At 47.1% G+C, this 15,836-nt stretch carries 20 protein-coding genes; 16 read left to right on the top strand and 4 right to left on the bottom strand.

The window, feature by feature from the left end; genetic code table 11:
- Nucleotides 1-104 precede the first annotated feature (104 nt).
- From L6475_RS08715 to L6475_RS08680, 8 genes are all read left to right on the top strand, one after another.
- On the top strand, nt 105-482 hold the full coding sequence (locus L6475_RS08715) for a hypothetical protein (RefSeq protein WP_237819097.1): 378 nt from the start codon (nt 105-107) through the stop codon (nt 480-482).
- Complete coding sequence (locus L6475_RS08710) at nt 479-835, top strand: hypothetical protein (RefSeq protein WP_237819095.1); 357 nt, start codon at nt 479-481, stop codon at nt 833-835. Before L6475_RS08715 ends, L6475_RS08710 begins: the two co-directional genes overlap by 4 nt.
- A gap of 803 nt (nt 836-1,638) precedes the next feature.
- Nucleotides 1,639-3,510: a bifunctional (p)ppGpp synthetase/guanosine-3',5'-bis(diphosphate) 3'-pyrophosphohydrolase gene (locus L6475_RS08705; RefSeq protein WP_237819093.1), complete on the top strand. Its 1,872-nt coding sequence runs from the start codon at nt 1,639-1,641 to the stop codon at nt 3,508-3,510.
- Between the two features lie 105 nt (nt 3,511-3,615).
- Nucleotides 3,616-3,816: a DUF4250 domain-containing protein gene (locus tag L6475_RS08700; RefSeq protein ID WP_237819090.1), complete on the top strand. Its 201-nt coding sequence runs from the start codon at nt 3,616-3,618 to the stop codon at nt 3,814-3,816.
- Nucleotides 3,813-4,058, top strand: a complete 246-nt coding sequence (locus L6475_RS08695) for a hypothetical protein (protein ID WP_237819088.1) — start codon at nt 3,813-3,815, stop codon at nt 4,056-4,058. The genes L6475_RS08700 and L6475_RS08695 overlap by 4 nt, the downstream gene beginning before the upstream one ends.
- Nucleotides 4,059-4,094: 36 nt before the next feature.
- Nucleotides 4,095-4,640, top strand: a complete 546-nt coding sequence (locus L6475_RS08690) for a 3'-5' exoribonuclease domain-containing protein (RefSeq protein ID WP_237824110.1) — start codon at nt 4,095-4,097, stop codon at nt 4,638-4,640.
- A gap of 118 nt (nt 4,641-4,758) precedes the next feature.
- Nucleotides 4,759-6,117, top strand: a complete 1,359-nt coding sequence (locus L6475_RS08685) for an amidohydrolase family protein (RefSeq protein WP_237819086.1) — start codon at nt 4,759-4,761, stop codon at nt 6,115-6,117.
- A gap of 62 nt (nt 6,118-6,179) precedes the next feature.
- Nucleotides 6,180-7,229: a carboxymuconolactone decarboxylase family protein gene (locus tag L6475_RS08680; RefSeq protein ID WP_237819084.1), complete on the top strand. Its 1,050-nt coding sequence runs from the start codon at nt 6,180-6,182 to the stop codon at nt 7,227-7,229.
- Nucleotides 7,230-7,426: 197 nt separating this feature from the next.
- On the opposite strand, the gene L6475_RS08675 is transcribed toward L6475_RS08680, so the two are convergent.
- The 4 genes from L6475_RS08675 to L6475_RS08660 form a co-directional block, all read right to left on the bottom strand.
- Nucleotides 7,427-7,753, bottom strand: coding sequence for a co-chaperone YbbN (locus L6475_RS08675; RefSeq protein WP_237819081.1), 327 nt, complete (start codon nt 7,751-7,753; stop codon nt 7,427-7,429).
- Nucleotides 7,737-8,441 (bottom strand): hypothetical protein, encoded by a 705-nt coding sequence (locus L6475_RS08670; protein WP_237819080.1) that lies wholly within the window; start codon nt 8,439-8,441, stop codon nt 7,737-7,739. The genes L6475_RS08675 and L6475_RS08670 overlap by 17 nt, the downstream gene beginning before the upstream one ends.
- Before the next feature lie 88 nt (nt 8,442-8,529).
- Nucleotides 8,530-8,679 carry a hypothetical protein gene (locus L6475_RS08665; RefSeq protein WP_237819078.1) on the bottom strand — a complete coding sequence of 50 codons (150 nt, stop codon included), beginning with the start codon at nt 8,677-8,679 and terminating at the stop codon, nt 8,530-8,532.
- Between the two features lie 103 nt (nt 8,680-8,782).
- Entirely contained in the window at nt 8,783-9,127 is a 345-nt protein-coding gene (locus L6475_RS08660) for a helix-turn-helix domain-containing protein (protein WP_237819076.1), read from the bottom strand.
- Between the two features lie 223 nt (nt 9,128-9,350).
- Here L6475_RS08660 and L6475_RS08655 point away from each other — a divergent pair, with 223 nt between their 5' ends.
- The 8 genes from L6475_RS08655 (at nt 9,351) to L6475_RS08620 (ending at nt 15,633) form a co-directional block, all read left to right on the top strand.
- Nucleotides 9,351-9,806 (top strand): cupin domain-containing protein, encoded by a 456-nt coding sequence (locus L6475_RS08655; RefSeq protein WP_237819074.1) that lies wholly within the window; start codon nt 9,351-9,353, stop codon nt 9,804-9,806.
- Nucleotides 9,800-10,264, top strand: a complete 465-nt coding sequence (locus L6475_RS08650; RefSeq protein ID WP_237819072.1) for a pyridoxamine 5'-phosphate oxidase family protein — start codon at nt 9,800-9,802, stop codon at nt 10,262-10,264. Before L6475_RS08655 ends, L6475_RS08650 begins: the two co-directional genes overlap by 7 nt.
- Before the next feature lie 24 nt (nt 10,265-10,288).
- A complete protein-coding gene (locus tag L6475_RS08645) occupies nt 10,289-11,206 on the top strand; it encodes a protein-ADP-ribose hydrolase (RefSeq protein WP_237819070.1) in 918 nt (305 codons plus the stop codon).
- Nucleotides 11,172-11,999, top strand: a complete 828-nt coding sequence (locus L6475_RS08640; protein WP_237819068.1) for a Sir2 silent information regulator family NAD-dependent deacetylase — start codon at nt 11,172-11,174, stop codon at nt 11,997-11,999. Before L6475_RS08645 ends, L6475_RS08640 begins: the two co-directional genes overlap by 35 nt.
- 268 nt (nt 12,000-12,267) lie before the next feature.
- Entirely contained in the window at nt 12,268-13,209 is a 942-nt protein-coding gene (locus L6475_RS08635; protein ID WP_237819066.1) for an alpha/beta hydrolase-fold protein, read from the top strand.
- A gap of 24 nt (nt 13,210-13,233) precedes the next feature.
- Nucleotides 13,234-14,529, top strand: a complete 1,296-nt coding sequence (locus L6475_RS08630) for a hypothetical protein (protein WP_237819064.1) — start codon at nt 13,234-13,236, stop codon at nt 14,527-14,529.
- The gene (locus tag L6475_RS08625) at nt 14,526-14,903 is read left to right on the top strand and encodes an MmcQ/YjbR family DNA-binding protein (RefSeq protein WP_237819063.1); all 378 of its coding nucleotides are present in this window, start codon (nt 14,526-14,528) and stop codon (nt 14,901-14,903) included. The genes L6475_RS08630 and L6475_RS08625 overlap by 4 nt, the downstream gene beginning before the upstream one ends.
- Nucleotides 14,904-15,207: 304 nt before the next feature.
- The gene (locus L6475_RS08620) at nt 15,208-15,633 is read left to right on the top strand and encodes an Hsp20/alpha crystallin family protein (protein ID WP_237819061.1); all 426 of its coding nucleotides are present in this window, start codon (nt 15,208-15,210) and stop codon (nt 15,631-15,633) included.
- Nucleotides 15,634-15,836: the final 203 nt, after the last annotated feature.

Genomic DNA, 15,836 nt, shown 5'->3' with positions numbered 1-15,836 from the left:
CTATCGCTGCGCTAGCTAATTTAGCTGGCGCGGTTTTTTTTTGTACTTTTGGTTACTTTTTGTCTTTTGTTCTCATTAATAGTTAAACGAACAGAAAACAGAGTATGAAAGAGTTTGTAATCGAAGAAATCAAACGACATTGTGGAAAAGTGAGAGTGTTGAACAAAGGATGGTGCCATTTTGTATATCACCATATGCATTATCTGTATATGCCAGATGACTCGAATGGGATGATTCGAATATCCATCCCACATGTGGTAGACAGTAGAGAGTACAATAAAGATATGGTTGATGCAGCGGTCAATGAAACCAACAGAGAGGTGAAATTCATAAAGGCCATGGTACTAAACAATGGCAGTATATCACTAAACTATGACCATCGGATAAGTAATGGTGAGAATGTAAATGAAATAGTGGAACACATCATCAAGACTCTTTACATAGCTTCAGAGTATCTTGTGTTAAAACTGAAAACAAAATGAAGTTGATTGTATTGATATTATCTTTTTCACTGAGTTGCATGGAGTTGAGTGCACAGAGTGACTATTATGAGCGGCTTGCAAAGTCGCATCAAAGTGAAGCTGCGTACTATATGAAGCAAGCTCAAGGATATGACAGGGATACTGAAAACAATATGCGTGAGGCTGCCAGTTACCTAAGAGATGCGGAGTATTACCAGCGTCAAAAACAATTTGAACAAGCACGTAGTTCACTACGTAAAGCCAGAAATGCTATAGAGAAGGCTGATGATAGCAAACAAAAGGCAGGCAATGCCAGAGATAGGGCTAAGTCTTATCTAATACGTGCAGAGGATGCATTACAAAAAGTAAAATAATAACAACTAAACAAATGTAAGATTATGAAACAGATTTCAGCAAGAGTGTTCTTCACGGTTTTGTGGAGAGGTGTGAGTCAGGTACGAGGACATTAGGTTCTATCTAGATAGAGAAGGGAAGAATATAATAGCTTGAACGTATTATCATTTGAGACGTTATGGGTATATTTAAGTGGTTTAAGAAAAGGAATAAACTGTCTGAGAAAAGTTTCGTGCAAACAGAGCAGGATAGACGGACCTATCTGATTAATGAAGAATGGGTACATGTGCCAAACTGTGTAGACGATACGCCATGGGCAGAAGCAGATGAAAGTGAGAATAATCCACGGAGAAAGAAATAAAGAACAAAGGTATAGCCGATGCGTTATATTATTACAAAAGTTACCCTTTGGTAAATTACCTTTGGGTAACTTTAAGTATATTTGCCGAGTAATATATAGATGCTTTTAGCATTGGTTTTGAGGTAGAGTTCTAACAAAAAGATATTGCAGAACAAGGATATTGTGGAGATGAAAAGCGGAAAATTGGTGTTCGTTGACCCGATATATAGATTGTGGTTTGCGAGAGGATATGAGTAAGTGTAATCCCTAAAGCTGATTTTGAAATTGGGCTTCAAGATCAACCGATGTTTTTTTATGACGTATTGATAGAAAGAGTCGCTACGGTGGCTCTTTCTATTTGTATGTATATTTAATGTGTGTCAGGCATTTTTCATTTTTGCTGATAGAAAATGGTTACTTTGGACACTCTGTAAGCATATATAAGAAAAGGTTAAGGTTTTAATGATTTTAAGATGTAAGGTTATGATGAATAATTACGACAAGATGATTGAGGAGAAGGTACTGAAGGTGTTCTCCGAGATGGAAAAGAGAGTGTCCGCTGAGGACATGGTGAGAATCCGTGAGGCATACGAGTTGGCGCGTATAGCTCATGCTGACCAGAAACGTAAGTCGGGTGAGCCTTACATCATTCATCCGATTGCTGTGGCTAATATCGTGGCAGAGGAACTGAAGTTGGGGGCCAATCCCGTGATTGCTGCTTTTCTGCACGATGTGGTGGAGGATACTGCCTATACAATGGATGATATCCGTCAGCGTTTCGGTGACGATGTGGCCTTCCTGGTGAGTGTGGTGACGAAAAAGAGTACAGGGCAGTATGAGATTTCAAAGCAGGTGGACAACTACAAGCAGATGCTCAACTCCATTCACTACGACATTCGTGCGCTGCTGGTGAAGCTGGCCGACCGTATGCATAATATGCGCACACTGAGTAGTATGCGTCCTGATAAGCAGATGAAGATTGCTGGAGAGACGGACTTTTTCTATGCTCCGTTGGCCAATCGTCTCGGGTTGTACAATGTGAAGATTGAACTGGAGAATCTGAGCTTCCGCTATCGTTGTCCGCATGAGTATGAATATATTTCAGCGCTAATTGATAAGGATCGGGAGACTAGGCAGGAGCGTCTGGATGCGTTTATAGAGAAAATACGTAAGGTGCTGGATGCCGACGGCATCAGGGTAAAGGTTACGGCTATCTATCGCGCTCCTTATAGCATCTGGAGAAAAATGCGCAAATCGGGCGATGACTTTAACCATATACCGTTCCGTCACTTTGTGGAGGTTATGTTCTTCTGTGAAGATATGAAAATGGAAAAGGATATGGCACTGCGCATCTACGCTAGTCTGACGAATGCCTTTAAGGAGAAACCTTGTGGGATTCTCAACTATATTGACTCTCCGAAGGAGAACGGATATCAGTCCTTCCACGTGCAACTGCTTTCTGACTTTGGTTGTTGGGAGGAGGTGCACATCAGTAGTGAGCGTATGGTGCGTGCCTCACAACTGGGGGTGGTTGCAGAGCGTAGTGAGGACAATGTGCGCCGATGGATAGAAAAGTTCAGAACTGTGCTGAAGGACTTGGAGATTCATCAGAAGGAAGGGGGCTTTATAGAAAATGTGGTGACAACGTTCTACAACGACGACATCATGGTGTTCACTCCCCATGGCATGTCGGTCAATCTGCCTAAGCGGGCAACGGCCTTGGACTTCGCCTTCGAAATTCATAGTGATATTGGCGAACATGCCCACTATGCGCGCATCAATGGGCAGTTGGCATCCGTAAAGACTGTACTGCATCGTGGCGATATAGTGGAGATTGCCACCAATCCTGATATTCATCCTCAGCAGGTGTGGATGGAACATGTGCTGACTTACAAGGCTAAGGGTTTTCTGAAACGCTACTTTGCCAAACAGGAAAAGCCTGCCTATCATTTCTGCAATCACTGTCGTCCCATACCTGGTGAAGAAGTTGTTGGTTTCAAGGAAAATGATGGTAGCATTACGGTTCACAAACGTAACTGTCCGGTAGCCATAGGATTGGCTTCTCAGCAAGGTGACTCCATCGTCTCGGTTGACTACCATGAGAGTCCTACCGTACTCTATCCTGTTGCCATACAGATTCTGGCCGTTGACCGATGCCATCTGTTGAGTGATATGATCAATAGTATTACGAATGAGCTAAACCTCTCCATTGTTTCACTCAACACGAATACTGTTGACTGTATTGTGAACTGCACCATCACATTCTCAGTACACTCTTTCAATGAGTTGCAGACGATTATTGAGCACGTTTCTGCCATTGATGGGGTAGAGGAGGTGAAGAAAATATATGATTAAGGAAGGTGTAGTCAAAATTCCTAAACTATTTTAATTATTAATGCGAAAAGAGTGAGTTCGTGGTAAAATAAGTAACTTTGCCTTTGATTATATCGAATTTGTGAAATGGATTACCTGCCCAAAGACCCTGCTATTCTGGTATCGAGTATCAACATGCTTCTGAGAGACGAAGAGTTTGACAGTCTCGAATCGCTATGCTATGCCTTCAGCAGAGAGCCTAAGGATATTAAGAACTATCTCATTGAATATGGCTTTGTTTGGAGCGAGCATCAAAAACAGTTCAGACCTATTGGCTACGACGAATGATAACGAAAGACAGCATAGAGACCGCATACAGTTTTCTGCATCAGAAGCGGAATGTATATATCCATTCTTCGCTCGACTGGCAGAAGGATGATATCGAGTATGCCATTGGTATGTACGTGGATGATATGAGTCCTGAATTGTATGAATCGATAGCAGGCGGCAGAACTGATTTCCTCCTTGACCACAACCGGTTTGGAGAGGACATTGCTCAGGCTGTCGAGATGTTGGAAGAGATGCTATAACGTATTGAAATGGAGTGATATTCTAAAGAAGAAATGATCCGCGACTTCATTGCCATAGATTTTGAGACGGCCAATCAGCAGCCCTCCAGTGTCTGCTCTGTAGGCGTCGTCATGGTGCGTAATGGTCAGGTGGTTGACAGGTTCTACAGCTTGATTCAGCCTGAGCCGAACTACTACAATTACTGGTGCCAGCAGGTGCACGGACTGAGCCAATGCGATACTGATAATGCACCTGTGTTTTCAAAGGTTTGGGAACAACTGGAGCAACGCATTGCCGATGCTTTTTTCTCTGAACAGGCTTGCGATGATATAAGATTCCAGATAGCCACCCTGCCTTTTGTGGCCCATAATGCCCGCTTTGACGAAGGATGCCTGAAGGCGGCTTTCAAGGTGTATCAGATGGACTATCCCGATTATCGCTTCTACGACACCCTTGCTGCCTCACGCCGACAGTTTGGCCGTTCGCTGCCCAACCATCAGCTCCACACCGTTGCAGCCGCCTGTGGCTACGACCTGCAGAACCATCACCACGCGCTGGCCGATGCCGAAGCCTGTGCCGCCATAGCATTATACATTTTGTGAGCCTCCCTCGTGGGGCAGGCCCTTCTGCTTGCCGAAGAGATGCACTTTGCCAAGGCTCCGCCTTCACTAAAAAGAGAATCCAGCCCCTCTCCGATTGGAGAGGGGAGCGAATAGACTTATGATGAAAAGGATTAGAACAATTATACTTGCAACGATGATTGCTACAGCAACAATGGCTCAGGGCGTGATCGATGTGCACTCGCACATCATCACTCCTGATTTTGTGTCTGCACTCGAAAGTGAGGGGCGACAGATGGATGAGGGATTCCCCTTGCCTAGATACAACGTGGAGAATCATCTGAAGTGGATGGACGAGACTGGTGTGCAGACTTCGGTTCTGACTTTGGCAGCCCCGCAGCCAACATCGGCAGATGTGGTAAGACAAACTAATGAAGCTGCCGCCCGTATTAAGCGCGAACACCCTGGACGGTTCCTTTTCTGTGCAGCCCTGCCACTGCCTGATGTCAAGAAAGCCGTTGAAGAGGCGAAATATGCACTCGATGTGCTGAAGGCCGACGGCATCAAACTGGCAACAAATGTAGGCGGTCAGTATCTTGGTGACCCAGAGCTCGACACGCTTTTCTCGTTCCTCAATGAACGCAAGGCCGTCGTCATCCTGCATCCCCATCGTCCTGAGCCCGTCAACCGTCAGGTGATGCAGCAGACGCCACTCGCCATGCAGGAATATCTCTCTGAGACCACTCGTGCCGTCAGCAATATGATAAGTCGCAATGTGCTGGCTCGCTATAATCATATAAAAGTGGTAGTGCCGCATTGCGGAGCCTATTTGCCGCTGATGGTTCCACGCATGAAATCGCTCACCCCAGTGATGCAGGCGAATCGTCTTGTGGGCAACATCGACTGGGAGGCAAACCTTGCAGCCCTCTATTACGACCTCTCTGGTGCCCATAGCCCAGAGGTTATCCGCACGCTGCTCACCATCACCACACCCGACCATCTGCTTTACGGTTCCGACTATCCCTACGTCGCCCCGCAGGTGCTCACGCAGAGCCTAAAGCGCATGCAGCAGTATCTGACTGAAGAGCCCGACCTTGCACCATACAAGGAGATGATATTGTGGAAGAATGCAAGAAGCCTCCTCCAGCCACAATCCGCTCCCCTTCATCACAGGGATGGGCAAGGGAGTGGGGACCTTCTCGTTCGCATTGCCGAAATCGAGATCTATCCTGAGCACCTCGAAGCCTATTTGGCTGCTGCAACAGAGATTCAGCAGAAGAGCCTGACTGAAGAGCCTAGTGTACTCTGTCTCTTCCCCAATAAGCTGAAAGAGGACAATACTAAAATAAGAATTCTCGAAATCTACGCATCTCAGCAGGCTTATCAGCACCACATTCAGACCGCTCACTTCCAGAAATACAAGCAGGGAACGCTCCACATGGTGAAATCGCTGAAGCTACAAGACCTCACACCGCTCAATCGCGAGACGATGACCAAGATTTTCAAGAGACTTCAGTAAATTCAGGCTCCGATACGCAGGATGTTTGTTGCAGATGGTAAGGAAATAGTTAAATAATAACAATGAAAAGAATAGTAACATTTTTATTTGCATTACTGATGATGAATACATTAGAAGCGCAGAGGCTGACCGAGCGTCAAAAGGGATTGGCAGCATGTGCCTGCCTAATGGCACAGGGGAATATGGAACGTTTGGAGCCTGCCGTATGTATGGCTCTTGACAATGGTGTAACCATCAACGAACTGAAAGAGGCCTTCTCGCAGCTCTATGCCTACACGGGCTTTCCACGCTCGCTGAATGCATTAGGCGTTCTGAATAAGGTGTTGGAAGGCAAAGCCTCCAGACAGTCCTCATGGCAGGAAGGCAAGCCTTGGACGCGCCCTGCCGAGTGGGACGATGCCAAGAAGGCATACGAACTGGGTACAAAGAACCAGACGCAGCTTTCAGGCCGTCCATTCAATTACGACTTCTGCCCACAGGATGACTACTATCTGAAGTCGCATCTCTTTGGTGATATCTTTGCCAGCGACCAGCTCTCGCATGCCGACCGCGAGATAGTGACCGTTGCCGCTTTGAGTGGGCTCGAAGGCGTTGCTCCGCAGTTGGCTGCCCATAAGCAGGGAGCCGTCAACATGGGAAATAGTCAGGAACTCGTAGATGAGCTCTGTGCATGGTTAGATAATGAGGGGTATACCCTACATAGCAAATTCCCCAAGGGCGTGGCCAACGTGAACTACGCTCAGTATTTTATTGGCGATAGCTTTGTTGCTCCAATAAACCCCGCAAACCTTGGCGAAAAAGAGACAACCGTAATGCCCATTGTCAACGTTACCTTTGAGCCTGGTTGCCGCAACAATTGGCACATCCATCATGGGGCTCATCAGGTCCTGATCTGTGTTTCAGGTAAGGGCTGGTATCAGGAATGGGGCAAAGCTCCTATCGCTCTCCATCCTGGTGTAGTTATCGACATCCCAGAGGGTGTGAAGCATTGGCATGGTGCACAGAAGGACTCATGGTTCCAGCACTACACCACCCACGTCAAAACAGGCGGGGAGGAATCTAACGAGTGGCTGGAACCAGTAACAGACGAAGTGTATAACAAGCTGAAATAAATTTTGGTTATTTCAGACAGGGCTTTCTTCGGTGGAGGAAGGCCCTGTTGTTTTAGTGCGCTACAAATCTTTTTAAGTATATATAAAAGAACTTCGGAAACATTTTCGATTTTTTGTTTGCGGCTATTTTGCGGCTATTTATGCAAGAACCGATTCTGTTTCTTCGTCCTGAGTGCGCCAGATAGTATCGAAGTCAGTCATTGTTCTGAAAGCTTAAGCAATCGGTTAATGTTGTATTCAAGTTCTTCCAAGTCAATGAACTGAGATCCACGATATACTTCCTTGCCATCCATCAGAAGCAATACCGTAGGGCCTGAATAGACTAGGAATCTACCTGCAATCAAAGGTTCTTCGGTGATATCTGTATAGAAAGAAGTCAGGGACGGGAACAGGTCTGCCAACCTCATCACTTTATCAAGCATGACATTGCAGACTCCACAATCTGGAGCCTTGATGTAGAACAGACATATGCCGTTATCCGTTATGGTCTGCTCTATATCTATTATGTTAGTCAGGTGCTTCATCAATTCTTACCGTAAATTCGGATTTATCTAATGCGTCTCCATTTTTGAGAACAGGTTGATTATTATAACGCCAGCCATTCTTCCATTTGCTCTCTGATGATATGCCCTTCTTATAGATATACGTGGTATAGCCAGGAGCGTAGGAGTCATAGACCTCGCTGAGGAACTGACCTACCAGTGTGAAACCATGTTGTGGGTAGTATTCGTGGGTGCAACTGGTGTCGGTCCAAAGGTATAGATGCCTCAGGTCTCTGTGTAGGAACTCATCCATCATTTCCTGCAGCAACAGTTTCCCACAGCCTTTCTGATTGCTGATGAAGAGCGATAGTTTCACTTCGCCGTCACTCATGCACTGCACCGTTTTTCCGTCAACCTCCAGCATATAGTCGGCCAATAGACGGAAACGTTCAAGCTCATGGTCGGTCATCTGTGACTCAATGTTCTCGCGCCATTGGCTGACATCTGCCTTGTCGTCATGGAAGTTGGCAAACAGCACCCCATGAATCACGCCATCATCGCCCACGGCCTTCAAGGCAAGCGAGGGATTGCTATAGTTATAGCGAAGGATATACTCTGCCACTGCATCGATAAACCACTGCCGTTCGTCGGCATAAAAATCGCCCCATGCACCAGCAGCCAGTGGTGCTGCTTTAGCAAAGTCATCATTCGTGAATTTCTCTATTTTCATTTCTATTATTGCCTCATGCTTTATTTAAGTTATGTAATACTCTGAAAATTGGAATTTACTTGATTGAAATCCCCTTTAGACATGAACATTATCTGACAAGCCTGAATCCCCAGTGCATCGTATTCAGCTGTCCAAACACAGGAACCCAGAATGCGCCTAACATTTCCGTGTAGCGAGACATGGAAATATCGCCCATGTCGAAAGTGTCTGTCCATCCAAAATCATGAAGGATTTCCATATTTCATTTAAACGAATTTATTTATCTCATTAAAATCTTTATTTGAATCTTTTGAAATCAGATATCTCCATATCGATGACAAAAGTCATTAATGGTTCCAATGTTAATCTGTTACCACTTCAGAGAAATGCTCCTTTCCCCAGGCTATCAGAGCCGTAAGTGCAGGCATCAGCGATTTGCCTGTGTCTGTCAGGGAATACTCCACTCGGGGTGGAACCTCCGGATAGACCTCACGATGAACAAGGTGACTCTGCTCCAGGTTCTTCAGCGTCTGCGAGAGCATCTTCTGAGAACAATCCGTCATCAGACGGCGGATCTCATTGAAGCGCAATACACCCGTCTCGCTAGTGTGAAGCATATAGAGCACCAGCATGGACCACTTATCACCAAAACGACTCACTACTTGCCTGATAGGACAGGCTAAATACTCTGCTTTGATATCTGCCATAATATACTTATTAGAGCGCAAAGGTAACCAATAGTTACCGAATTACCAAATTACACTTAGTTAATCTGAGTTAATTTCACTTTCGCAGAAGTCCGATAACATCACAATTCCTACTTTTTGGTAACTATCTCACCAAAAAGTGCCTTCTTGTGGGAATGAAAAACTTACCGTACCTTTGCACTCGCAAACAAGAAACAAGTAACAATTTAAACAGATAAGCATTATGAAACAGATTGAAACAATTAAGAGTGGTAAGAATTTCAGCGCAGTAAGCGTAGGTAAGATGGACGAGATTATCGAGCATGTGCTGCCGATGGGTCCTGGTGTGACGATTCAAGGCAAGGTGTTTGCCGGGCAGGCCGTGGGTGCTACGGGCAGCGAACTGAGTTTCCAGACGCTGGTGCCTGGTCAGGACAGCGGTTTCCTGCACACTCACAAGACTCACGAGGAACTTTACATTATCCTGAAGGGTGAAGGTCAGTATCAAGTGGACGGTGAGATTTTTCCAGTCAGCGAAGGCACCATTATCCGCGTTGCTCCCGATGGCAAGCGTGCACTGAAGAACACCGGCAGCGAGAACCTGACGATGCTCTGCATCCAGTACAAAGCCAATGCCTTCACCGAGGCTGACAGTCCCATGACTGATGGTGTAATCCTGCAGGAAGAACTGAAATGGTAAGCGAGATGTTCGACAAAGCAATTCAGTTCCTGAAAGACCACAAAGAGATCGCCCTTGCCACCAGCGAGGGCAATCTTCCTAAGTTGCGCATCTTCCAGATTATGAAGCAGGAAGGGCATGTGCTCTACTTTGCCACTTCTGCACAGAAGGCTGTCTATCGGGAGTTACGCCAGAATCCCAATGTTGAGATACTGGCATACGCAGATAATATATCCGTCAGATGCTCTGGCATGGTAAACTTCAATGTAGAGGATGATGTGAAACGATGGATATACGACAACAACCCTGTATTGCCCCGTCTTTATACGAGCTATGACCAGATGGAATATTTCTGTTTGCCAATAGCAGAGATGGACTATTACGACCTGTCTCCAACACCGCCTGTATTCAAGCATTTCGACCTGATGACGGGTGAAGTCAGTAACGGCTTTGTCGGTGAGCGATTCAAAAACAAATAACTTAGTATATATTCAAAAAAGGTAATGGCAATGGACAGGCTGGAGAATCTAAAGAACATCATTATGTATCTGATGGCTGACGAGCATGTCAGCCATCGGATTCCTTCTACACTCGAAGAGCGGCAAAGGATGATGCGGGCATTGATGAACGTTTGGAGCAGCGAGAGCATTCAAGCTTGCTTGGAAGGCCGAGTCGCGACAAACGAAGACGAAGTCAACGTTTGGAGCAGCGAGAGCATTCAAGCTTGCTTGGAAGGCCGAGTCGCGACAAACGAAGACGAAGTCAACGTGTGGGAGCCAAGACCTATCAGCGAAGACTTTCTGAAAATGCAGGATGCCGAACTTCAGATGCAGTGCGAGGACAAAGGCGTTGTGGAAATCTCAGACATCACACCTCAGACCTCAGACATCCTTCTCTGGCAGGGTGACATCACTCGTCTGAAGGTGGATGCCATCGTCAATGCGGCCAATGCACAGGCTTTAGGGTGCTGGGCACCGCTCCACAACTGCATAGATAACTGCATCCACTCTGCTGCAGGAATTCAACTTCGCAAGGAATGTAACGACACCATGCAGGGGCGGCTTCTGGCTACTGGCAATGCCTTCATCACCAAAGGGTACAACTTGCCTGCCAAGCATGTAATCCATACCGTTGGCCCGATTATTCCCGACGGCATTCCCACCAAGGAACAGGAAGATCAGTTGGCAGCTTGCTATCGCAGCAGTCTTGACCTTGCAGAGAAAAATGGACTGGAGAGCATCGCCTTCTGCTGCATCTCCACGGGCGTATTCCACTTCCCCAACCAGCGAGCAGCAGAAATTGCCATTGAGACTATCAAGTCATACCCCCGACATTCACTTAAAACGATTGTATTCAATGTTTTCCTCGACAAAGACCGTGACATCTATGAGCAGCTTCTCGGAGCGTGCCCAATGGCTTAAAGAGCAGATTGCCAATGCTGACTATATCCTGATTGGGGCAGGCTCCGGCTTGTCTGCCGCTGCCGGACTTGACTATGCTGGTGAGGACTTCCGCAGGGAGTTCCGCGAGTGGATTGACCGCTATGGCATAGCCGACCTCTATTCTTCGTCATTCTTTCCTTTTGAAACAGAAGAAGAACGCTGGGCCATGTGGGCAAAGCACATCTGGTTCAGCCGCTATCGGACAGGGGCATTGCCGCTATACAAGAAACTACTGAAGATGGTGGACGGTAAAGATTATTTCGTTATCACCACCAATGTTGACGGTCAGTTCGAAATGGCTGGATTTGACACTGATCGCATCTTTGCCACGCAGGGCGACTACTGCTATTTCCAGCCAGCATCAGGTGCGCCCAAGGAACTGTATAATAATCAGGAGTGGGTGGAACGTGCGCTGCCAGCCATCCATGACTGCCGCATACCCACGGAACTGATTCCCCATACCCCCGACGGCCAGCCCGTCAGCATGAATCTCCGCTGTGACGACACTTTCGTGGAGGATAGCCACTGGCACCAGCAAGCCCAACGTTACAGCGATTTCGTGCGCACGGCATCCGACCGGCGGCTCCTGCTCTTAGAATTTGGCGTGGGCTTCAACACGCCCGTCATCATCCGCTTCCCCTTCGAGCAGATGGCCGCACAGTTTCCAGACACCACGCTTGTCCGCTTCAACCGCGATTATCCCCAGCTGACTACACAAGGCATCAGCCGATACGTGGCTTTCTCCGAAGGCGTGGAGCAAATAGTTATGTGACAAATTTCTTAGTGGAGCTTGATTACGTTTGCCCAGCGGGCAGCATAGTTGGCAATGTGAGTGTGCAGGGTGTCCTTGTCGCTGATCATGCCAATTGCCCATTCGTGCTCCCGTTTATTCATAGATCATCCTAATTCAGGCATAAAGTTACGGATTTATCTCCGAAATTTATCAGAAATGACTAATTTTGCAAAATTGTTTAAGTAACAAGGTCTTGGCAGTTTAGAGTCCCTTGATAAGGGACGGCTATAATGCAGGGATTAAGAATATGAAGAAAGTAATGTTTATGCTGGCAGTAGGACTCATGTGCCTGACTGCCTGTGCCCAGAAGAAAGGCGGAGAAAGAGGGCCGCACATGGGTGGCGGTATGAGTGTTAACAAGGATTCTGACAGCACGTTTGTTGCCTTGAAGAACGAGACACTGAAGAAGTTCAGACAGCTCACCTTCGAGGATGCCAAGACAGGCAAGACGATGGAGTATAATCTGCTGATTCCCGAAGGTGCAGAGGCAGGTCAGAAACTCCCTTTGTTACTCTTCATGGCCGATGCCAGCACTGCCGGTAAGGAGGTGACGGCTCCGCTCACTCAGGGCTATGGAGCGTTGGAGTTCGCCTCAGACAGGGATCAGAAAGAGCATCCATCGTTCGTATTGGTTCCCCAATACACGGACTGGGCTGTGCAGGATGATTGGAGCACCACTGACGAGGTAGAAATGACCATTCGACTGCTTCAGACCCTCTGCAAGGAATACAATGTAGATACCAACCGTCTATACACCACAGGACAGTCAATGGGTGGCATGATGTCGTTCTACTTCAACATCACATATCCCGATCTTTTTGCGGCCTCATTGTTTGTTAGCAGTCAGTGGGACACCTCGAAAATGCAGGACTTTGGCAAGAAGCATTTCTTCTACATCGTGGCTGGTGGCGACCAAAAGGCTTCCGACGGCATGAGAGACCTGGCGAAGGTGCTGAAGGAGAATAATGCAAGGGTTGACTCTGCATCTTGGAGTGCAAAATTGCCGTCTGCGGAACAAGAGAAGTTGGCAGAAAAACTGATTGCCCGTGACGGCAATATCAACTTCATCCGTTGGGAGGCAGGAAGCGTACTCCCCGAATCGGGCAAGGGTATGGAGCACATGGCATCCTTCGACTATGGATATAAGATTGCCGCAGTTCGCGACTGGCTGTTCAAACAGAGTAAATAGACTTTGACAAATCTAAACCGACAGATGAAAAGATTATATATTGAGCGTGTCGACTTGAATAAGGCTGATGACGAGTACCCTATGACAGTGCGCATCGTTCTTCAGATGAAGGATCATGTGGATGGACTTCTGCTCGAAGAAGCAGTTGCTGCAGCACAGACGAGATACCCCTACTTGTGTGTCAAACTTGGTGTCGAACGCGATGCTGACGGCAGCGAGCACTATGTCTATCATGACAATCCACGGCCTTGGAAAGTCACTGGTAGCCGCCAGCCGGTATGCTTGTGCAGTGAAGAAGCCAACGAACATCTGATGGCTTTTTCATGGTGGGACGATTGCGTGGCATTAGATTTCTTTCATGCGCTCATCGACGGGACTGCCGCCTATCGCATCCTCCGGACATTGCTCTATGAATACTGCCTGCGACGCTACGATAGTGAATTAGACCCTACAGGAGTCTGGAAGACAGGTGACATCATCGACGAGGCAGAATGGACTGATCCTGCCACGCTGCCAAGACCTGCGAGCATCCATCCGCAGCAGCTACCAGAATTTCCTAAGGTTATCAATCTGGCTACCGATGCCATCGTACCCCTTGCTGATAAGAAGGAAGTGATTCAGATACGTATCTCTGAGGAGCAGATAATGAAACGTGTGCGCGCTTGCGGTGCCACACCAACTTCTTTCCTAACCCTGCTTTTGGCAAGAGCCATCGCCCGTCTGCATCCAGAGAGTGCGCCTCTGACGCCAACCGTTATCGTAGCAGTTGATTTAAGAAAGGCGCTCGGGACCACTGCGGCACACCATTCACAAGTTGGCGGACTATTCCTGCCACTGGGACAAGATATGCAGCAGGCGGACTTTGAAACTCAGGTAGCAGCTTTCCGCAGATTAATAGCCGATCAGACTTATCCAGACAATCTGCAAGACTATTTCTGGCAGACCCAAGACCGGATGGAAAGGGTGGAACAGCTGCCCACGCTTCAAGCCCGCTATCAGGCCTCCGCTCCAATCAACCAACTGTGTCTGCAGTACGCTTCGTGCGTGTTCAGCTATGTAGGGAAGGCACATCTAGGGGCTGCCGAACGATATGTCAAGGAGATGCGAACAGAGACTGACTCCGCCTTTATGATAGTGGTAGAAGTCAGTGCCGCCGCAGGCGTTTTCTGCATCAGTTTCATGCAGCGGTTTACGACCGATGTCTATCTTGATACATTCCTCGACGAGCTGCATCAGCAGGGGCTGACTTACGAGATTACTGACCGTCATCCGCTACAGATAGCCCCCATTGCCGATTATCGAAATGCTAAGCCGAAATGAACATAGAAGACGATGGTGAGCACCAATCGTCCTATCGCGAGTATTGCCTGTCATTAGGCAATGACATAGAAGAGAAGCTACCATTCCAGAAGTTTAAGAGCGGAGAGGGCGTATTGGTGTTTTACGTCTCAGGCCACATGTTCTCATTCTTCGATTGCAATGATTTCTCCGTTATCTCGCTGAAATGCCAGCCAGAACGCATTGAAGATCTTAAGGCACAGTATGAGTGTATCGGGAACCCGTACAACGAATCACCCAAACACTGGATAGGCATCAATCCCGCTACGGCTCCTGATGAACTGCTGAAGGAGCTTACACGAAACTCCTACGAAATTGTCAAGGCGAAGTATAGGAAAGTAAGGAAGAATGTTTAAACGAGTTTAATAAATTGTCAGTATAGTTTAAGCGAGTTTAAATTCCGTGCCAGTTTGACTTCAGCGATTGTCATTCTTGCACGGATTCTTTCTATAGGCATGTACTTTGCTTATCTGTTAGTGAAAGCCGAAGCAAAAGGCCACGGGTAGGCGAGCTTGCTCGGGAATGAGCAGAGGCGATCAAGGCTGCGATTAAGCGAGAGAAGATCAAAGCTCGCTTTGAATCTTCCGAGCGAAAGCAGACTCGACCGAAAGGTCAAGAACAAACAAGTTAAACTAAAAGTATAATTAGGAGGTATTGATTATGTTGAACGGATTAATGAAAAGCAATGGTTGGTTCCCAACAATGTTTGATGATTTCTTTAACACTGATTTCATGCCTCGTGCCAATAGTACAGCACCCGCAGTCAATGTCAAGGAGAGTGAGAAGGCCTACACGATGGAACTTGCAGCTCCAGGCATCAAGAAAGAATATTGCCGCGTAGGCATCAATGACGAGGGCAACCTCACCATCGCCATTGAGGACAAACAGGAACACAAGCATGAGGACAAGCACCATCACTATCTGCGCCGTGAGTTCAGCTACTCAAACTACGAACAGAACTACGTGCTGCCAGACGATGTGGTGAAAGACCAGATTTCTGCCAAGGTGGAGGACGGCATCCTGACCATCACCATACCGAAGACCGAACCGAAGAAGAAAGTCACCAAGGCTATTGAGGTCTCGTAAACAGTTCATCTTGTTAAATAGTAAATCCCTGACTTGCTTTGCAGGCCAGGGATTATTGTATAAAATCGCGGAAAGAAAAGAGTCAGAGCTCTTCGTATTCCCTTTCGAAATGCAATTATAGAAAATTTAGTGTCACCGTCACTCTTAACGTTCTGTAAGACTGGTCATTAGGCGTGACGGTGACACGTATTTTAAGGCGTAAT

This window comes from Prevotella sp. E9-3 (assembly GCF_022024015.1).
Taxonomy (GTDB): Bacteria; Bacteroidota; Bacteroidia; order Bacteroidales; family Bacteroidaceae; genus Prevotella.
This window is presented reverse-complemented; position numbering and strand designations above follow the sequence as displayed.

What these genes read in the sequence shown, in the direction of transcription:
- L6475_RS08715 (WP_237819097.1), top strand. Translation starts at nt 105, where the DNA reads ATGAAAGAGTTTGTAATCGAAGAAATCAAACGACATTGTGGAAAAGTG.
- L6475_RS08710 (WP_237819095.1), top strand. Translation starts at nt 479, where the DNA reads ATGAAGTTGATTGTATTGATATTATCTTTTTCACTGAGTTGCATGGAG.
- L6475_RS08705 (WP_237819093.1), top strand. Translation starts at nt 1,639, where the DNA reads ATGATGAATAATTACGACAAGATGATTGAGGAGAAGGTACTGAAGGTG.
- L6475_RS08700 (WP_237819090.1), top strand. Translation starts at nt 3,616, where the DNA reads ATGGATTACCTGCCCAAAGACCCTGCTATTCTGGTATCGAGTATCAAC.
- L6475_RS08695 (WP_237819088.1), top strand. Translation starts at nt 3,813, where the DNA reads ATGATAACGAAAGACAGCATAGAGACCGCATACAGTTTTCTGCATCAG.
- L6475_RS08685 (WP_237819086.1), top strand. Translation starts at nt 4,759, where the DNA reads ATGATGAAAAGGATTAGAACAATTATACTTGCAACGATGATTGCTACA.
- L6475_RS08680 (WP_237819084.1), top strand. Translation starts at nt 6,180, where the DNA reads ATGAAAAGAATAGTAACATTTTTATTTGCATTACTGATGATGAATACA.
- L6475_RS08675 (WP_237819081.1), bottom strand. Translation starts at nt 7,753, where the DNA reads ATGAAGCACCTGACTAACATAATAGATATAGAGCAGACCATAACGGAT.
- L6475_RS08670 (WP_237819080.1), bottom strand. Translation starts at nt 8,441, where the DNA reads ATGAAAATAGAGAAATTCACGAATGATGACTTTGCTAAAGCAGCACCA.
- L6475_RS08665 (WP_237819078.1), bottom strand. Translation starts at nt 8,679, where the DNA reads ATGGAAATCCTTCATGATTTTGGATGGACAGACACTTTCGACATGGGC.
- L6475_RS08660 (WP_237819076.1), bottom strand. Translation starts at nt 9,127, where the DNA reads ATGGCAGATATCAAAGCAGAGTATTTAGCCTGTCCTATCAGGCAAGTA.
- L6475_RS08655 (WP_237819074.1), top strand. Translation starts at nt 9,351, where the DNA reads ATGAAACAGATTGAAACAATTAAGAGTGGTAAGAATTTCAGCGCAGTA.
- L6475_RS08650 (WP_237819072.1), top strand. Translation starts at nt 9,800, where the DNA reads ATGGTAAGCGAGATGTTCGACAAAGCAATTCAGTTCCTGAAAGACCAC.
- L6475_RS08645 (WP_237819070.1), top strand. Translation starts at nt 10,289, where the DNA reads ATGGCAATGGACAGGCTGGAGAATCTAAAGAACATCATTATGTATCTG.
- L6475_RS08640 (WP_237819068.1), top strand. Translation starts at nt 11,172, where the DNA reads ATGAGCAGCTTCTCGGAGCGTGCCCAATGGCTTAAAGAGCAGATTGCC.
- L6475_RS08635 (WP_237819066.1), top strand. Translation starts at nt 12,268, where the DNA reads ATGAAGAAAGTAATGTTTATGCTGGCAGTAGGACTCATGTGCCTGACT.
- L6475_RS08630 (WP_237819064.1), top strand. Translation starts at nt 13,234, where the DNA reads ATGAAAAGATTATATATTGAGCGTGTCGACTTGAATAAGGCTGATGAC.
- L6475_RS08625 (WP_237819063.1), top strand. Translation starts at nt 14,526, where the DNA reads ATGAACATAGAAGACGATGGTGAGCACCAATCGTCCTATCGCGAGTAT.
- L6475_RS08620 (WP_237819061.1), top strand. Translation starts at nt 15,208, where the DNA reads ATGTTGAACGGATTAATGAAAAGCAATGGTTGGTTCCCAACAATGTTT.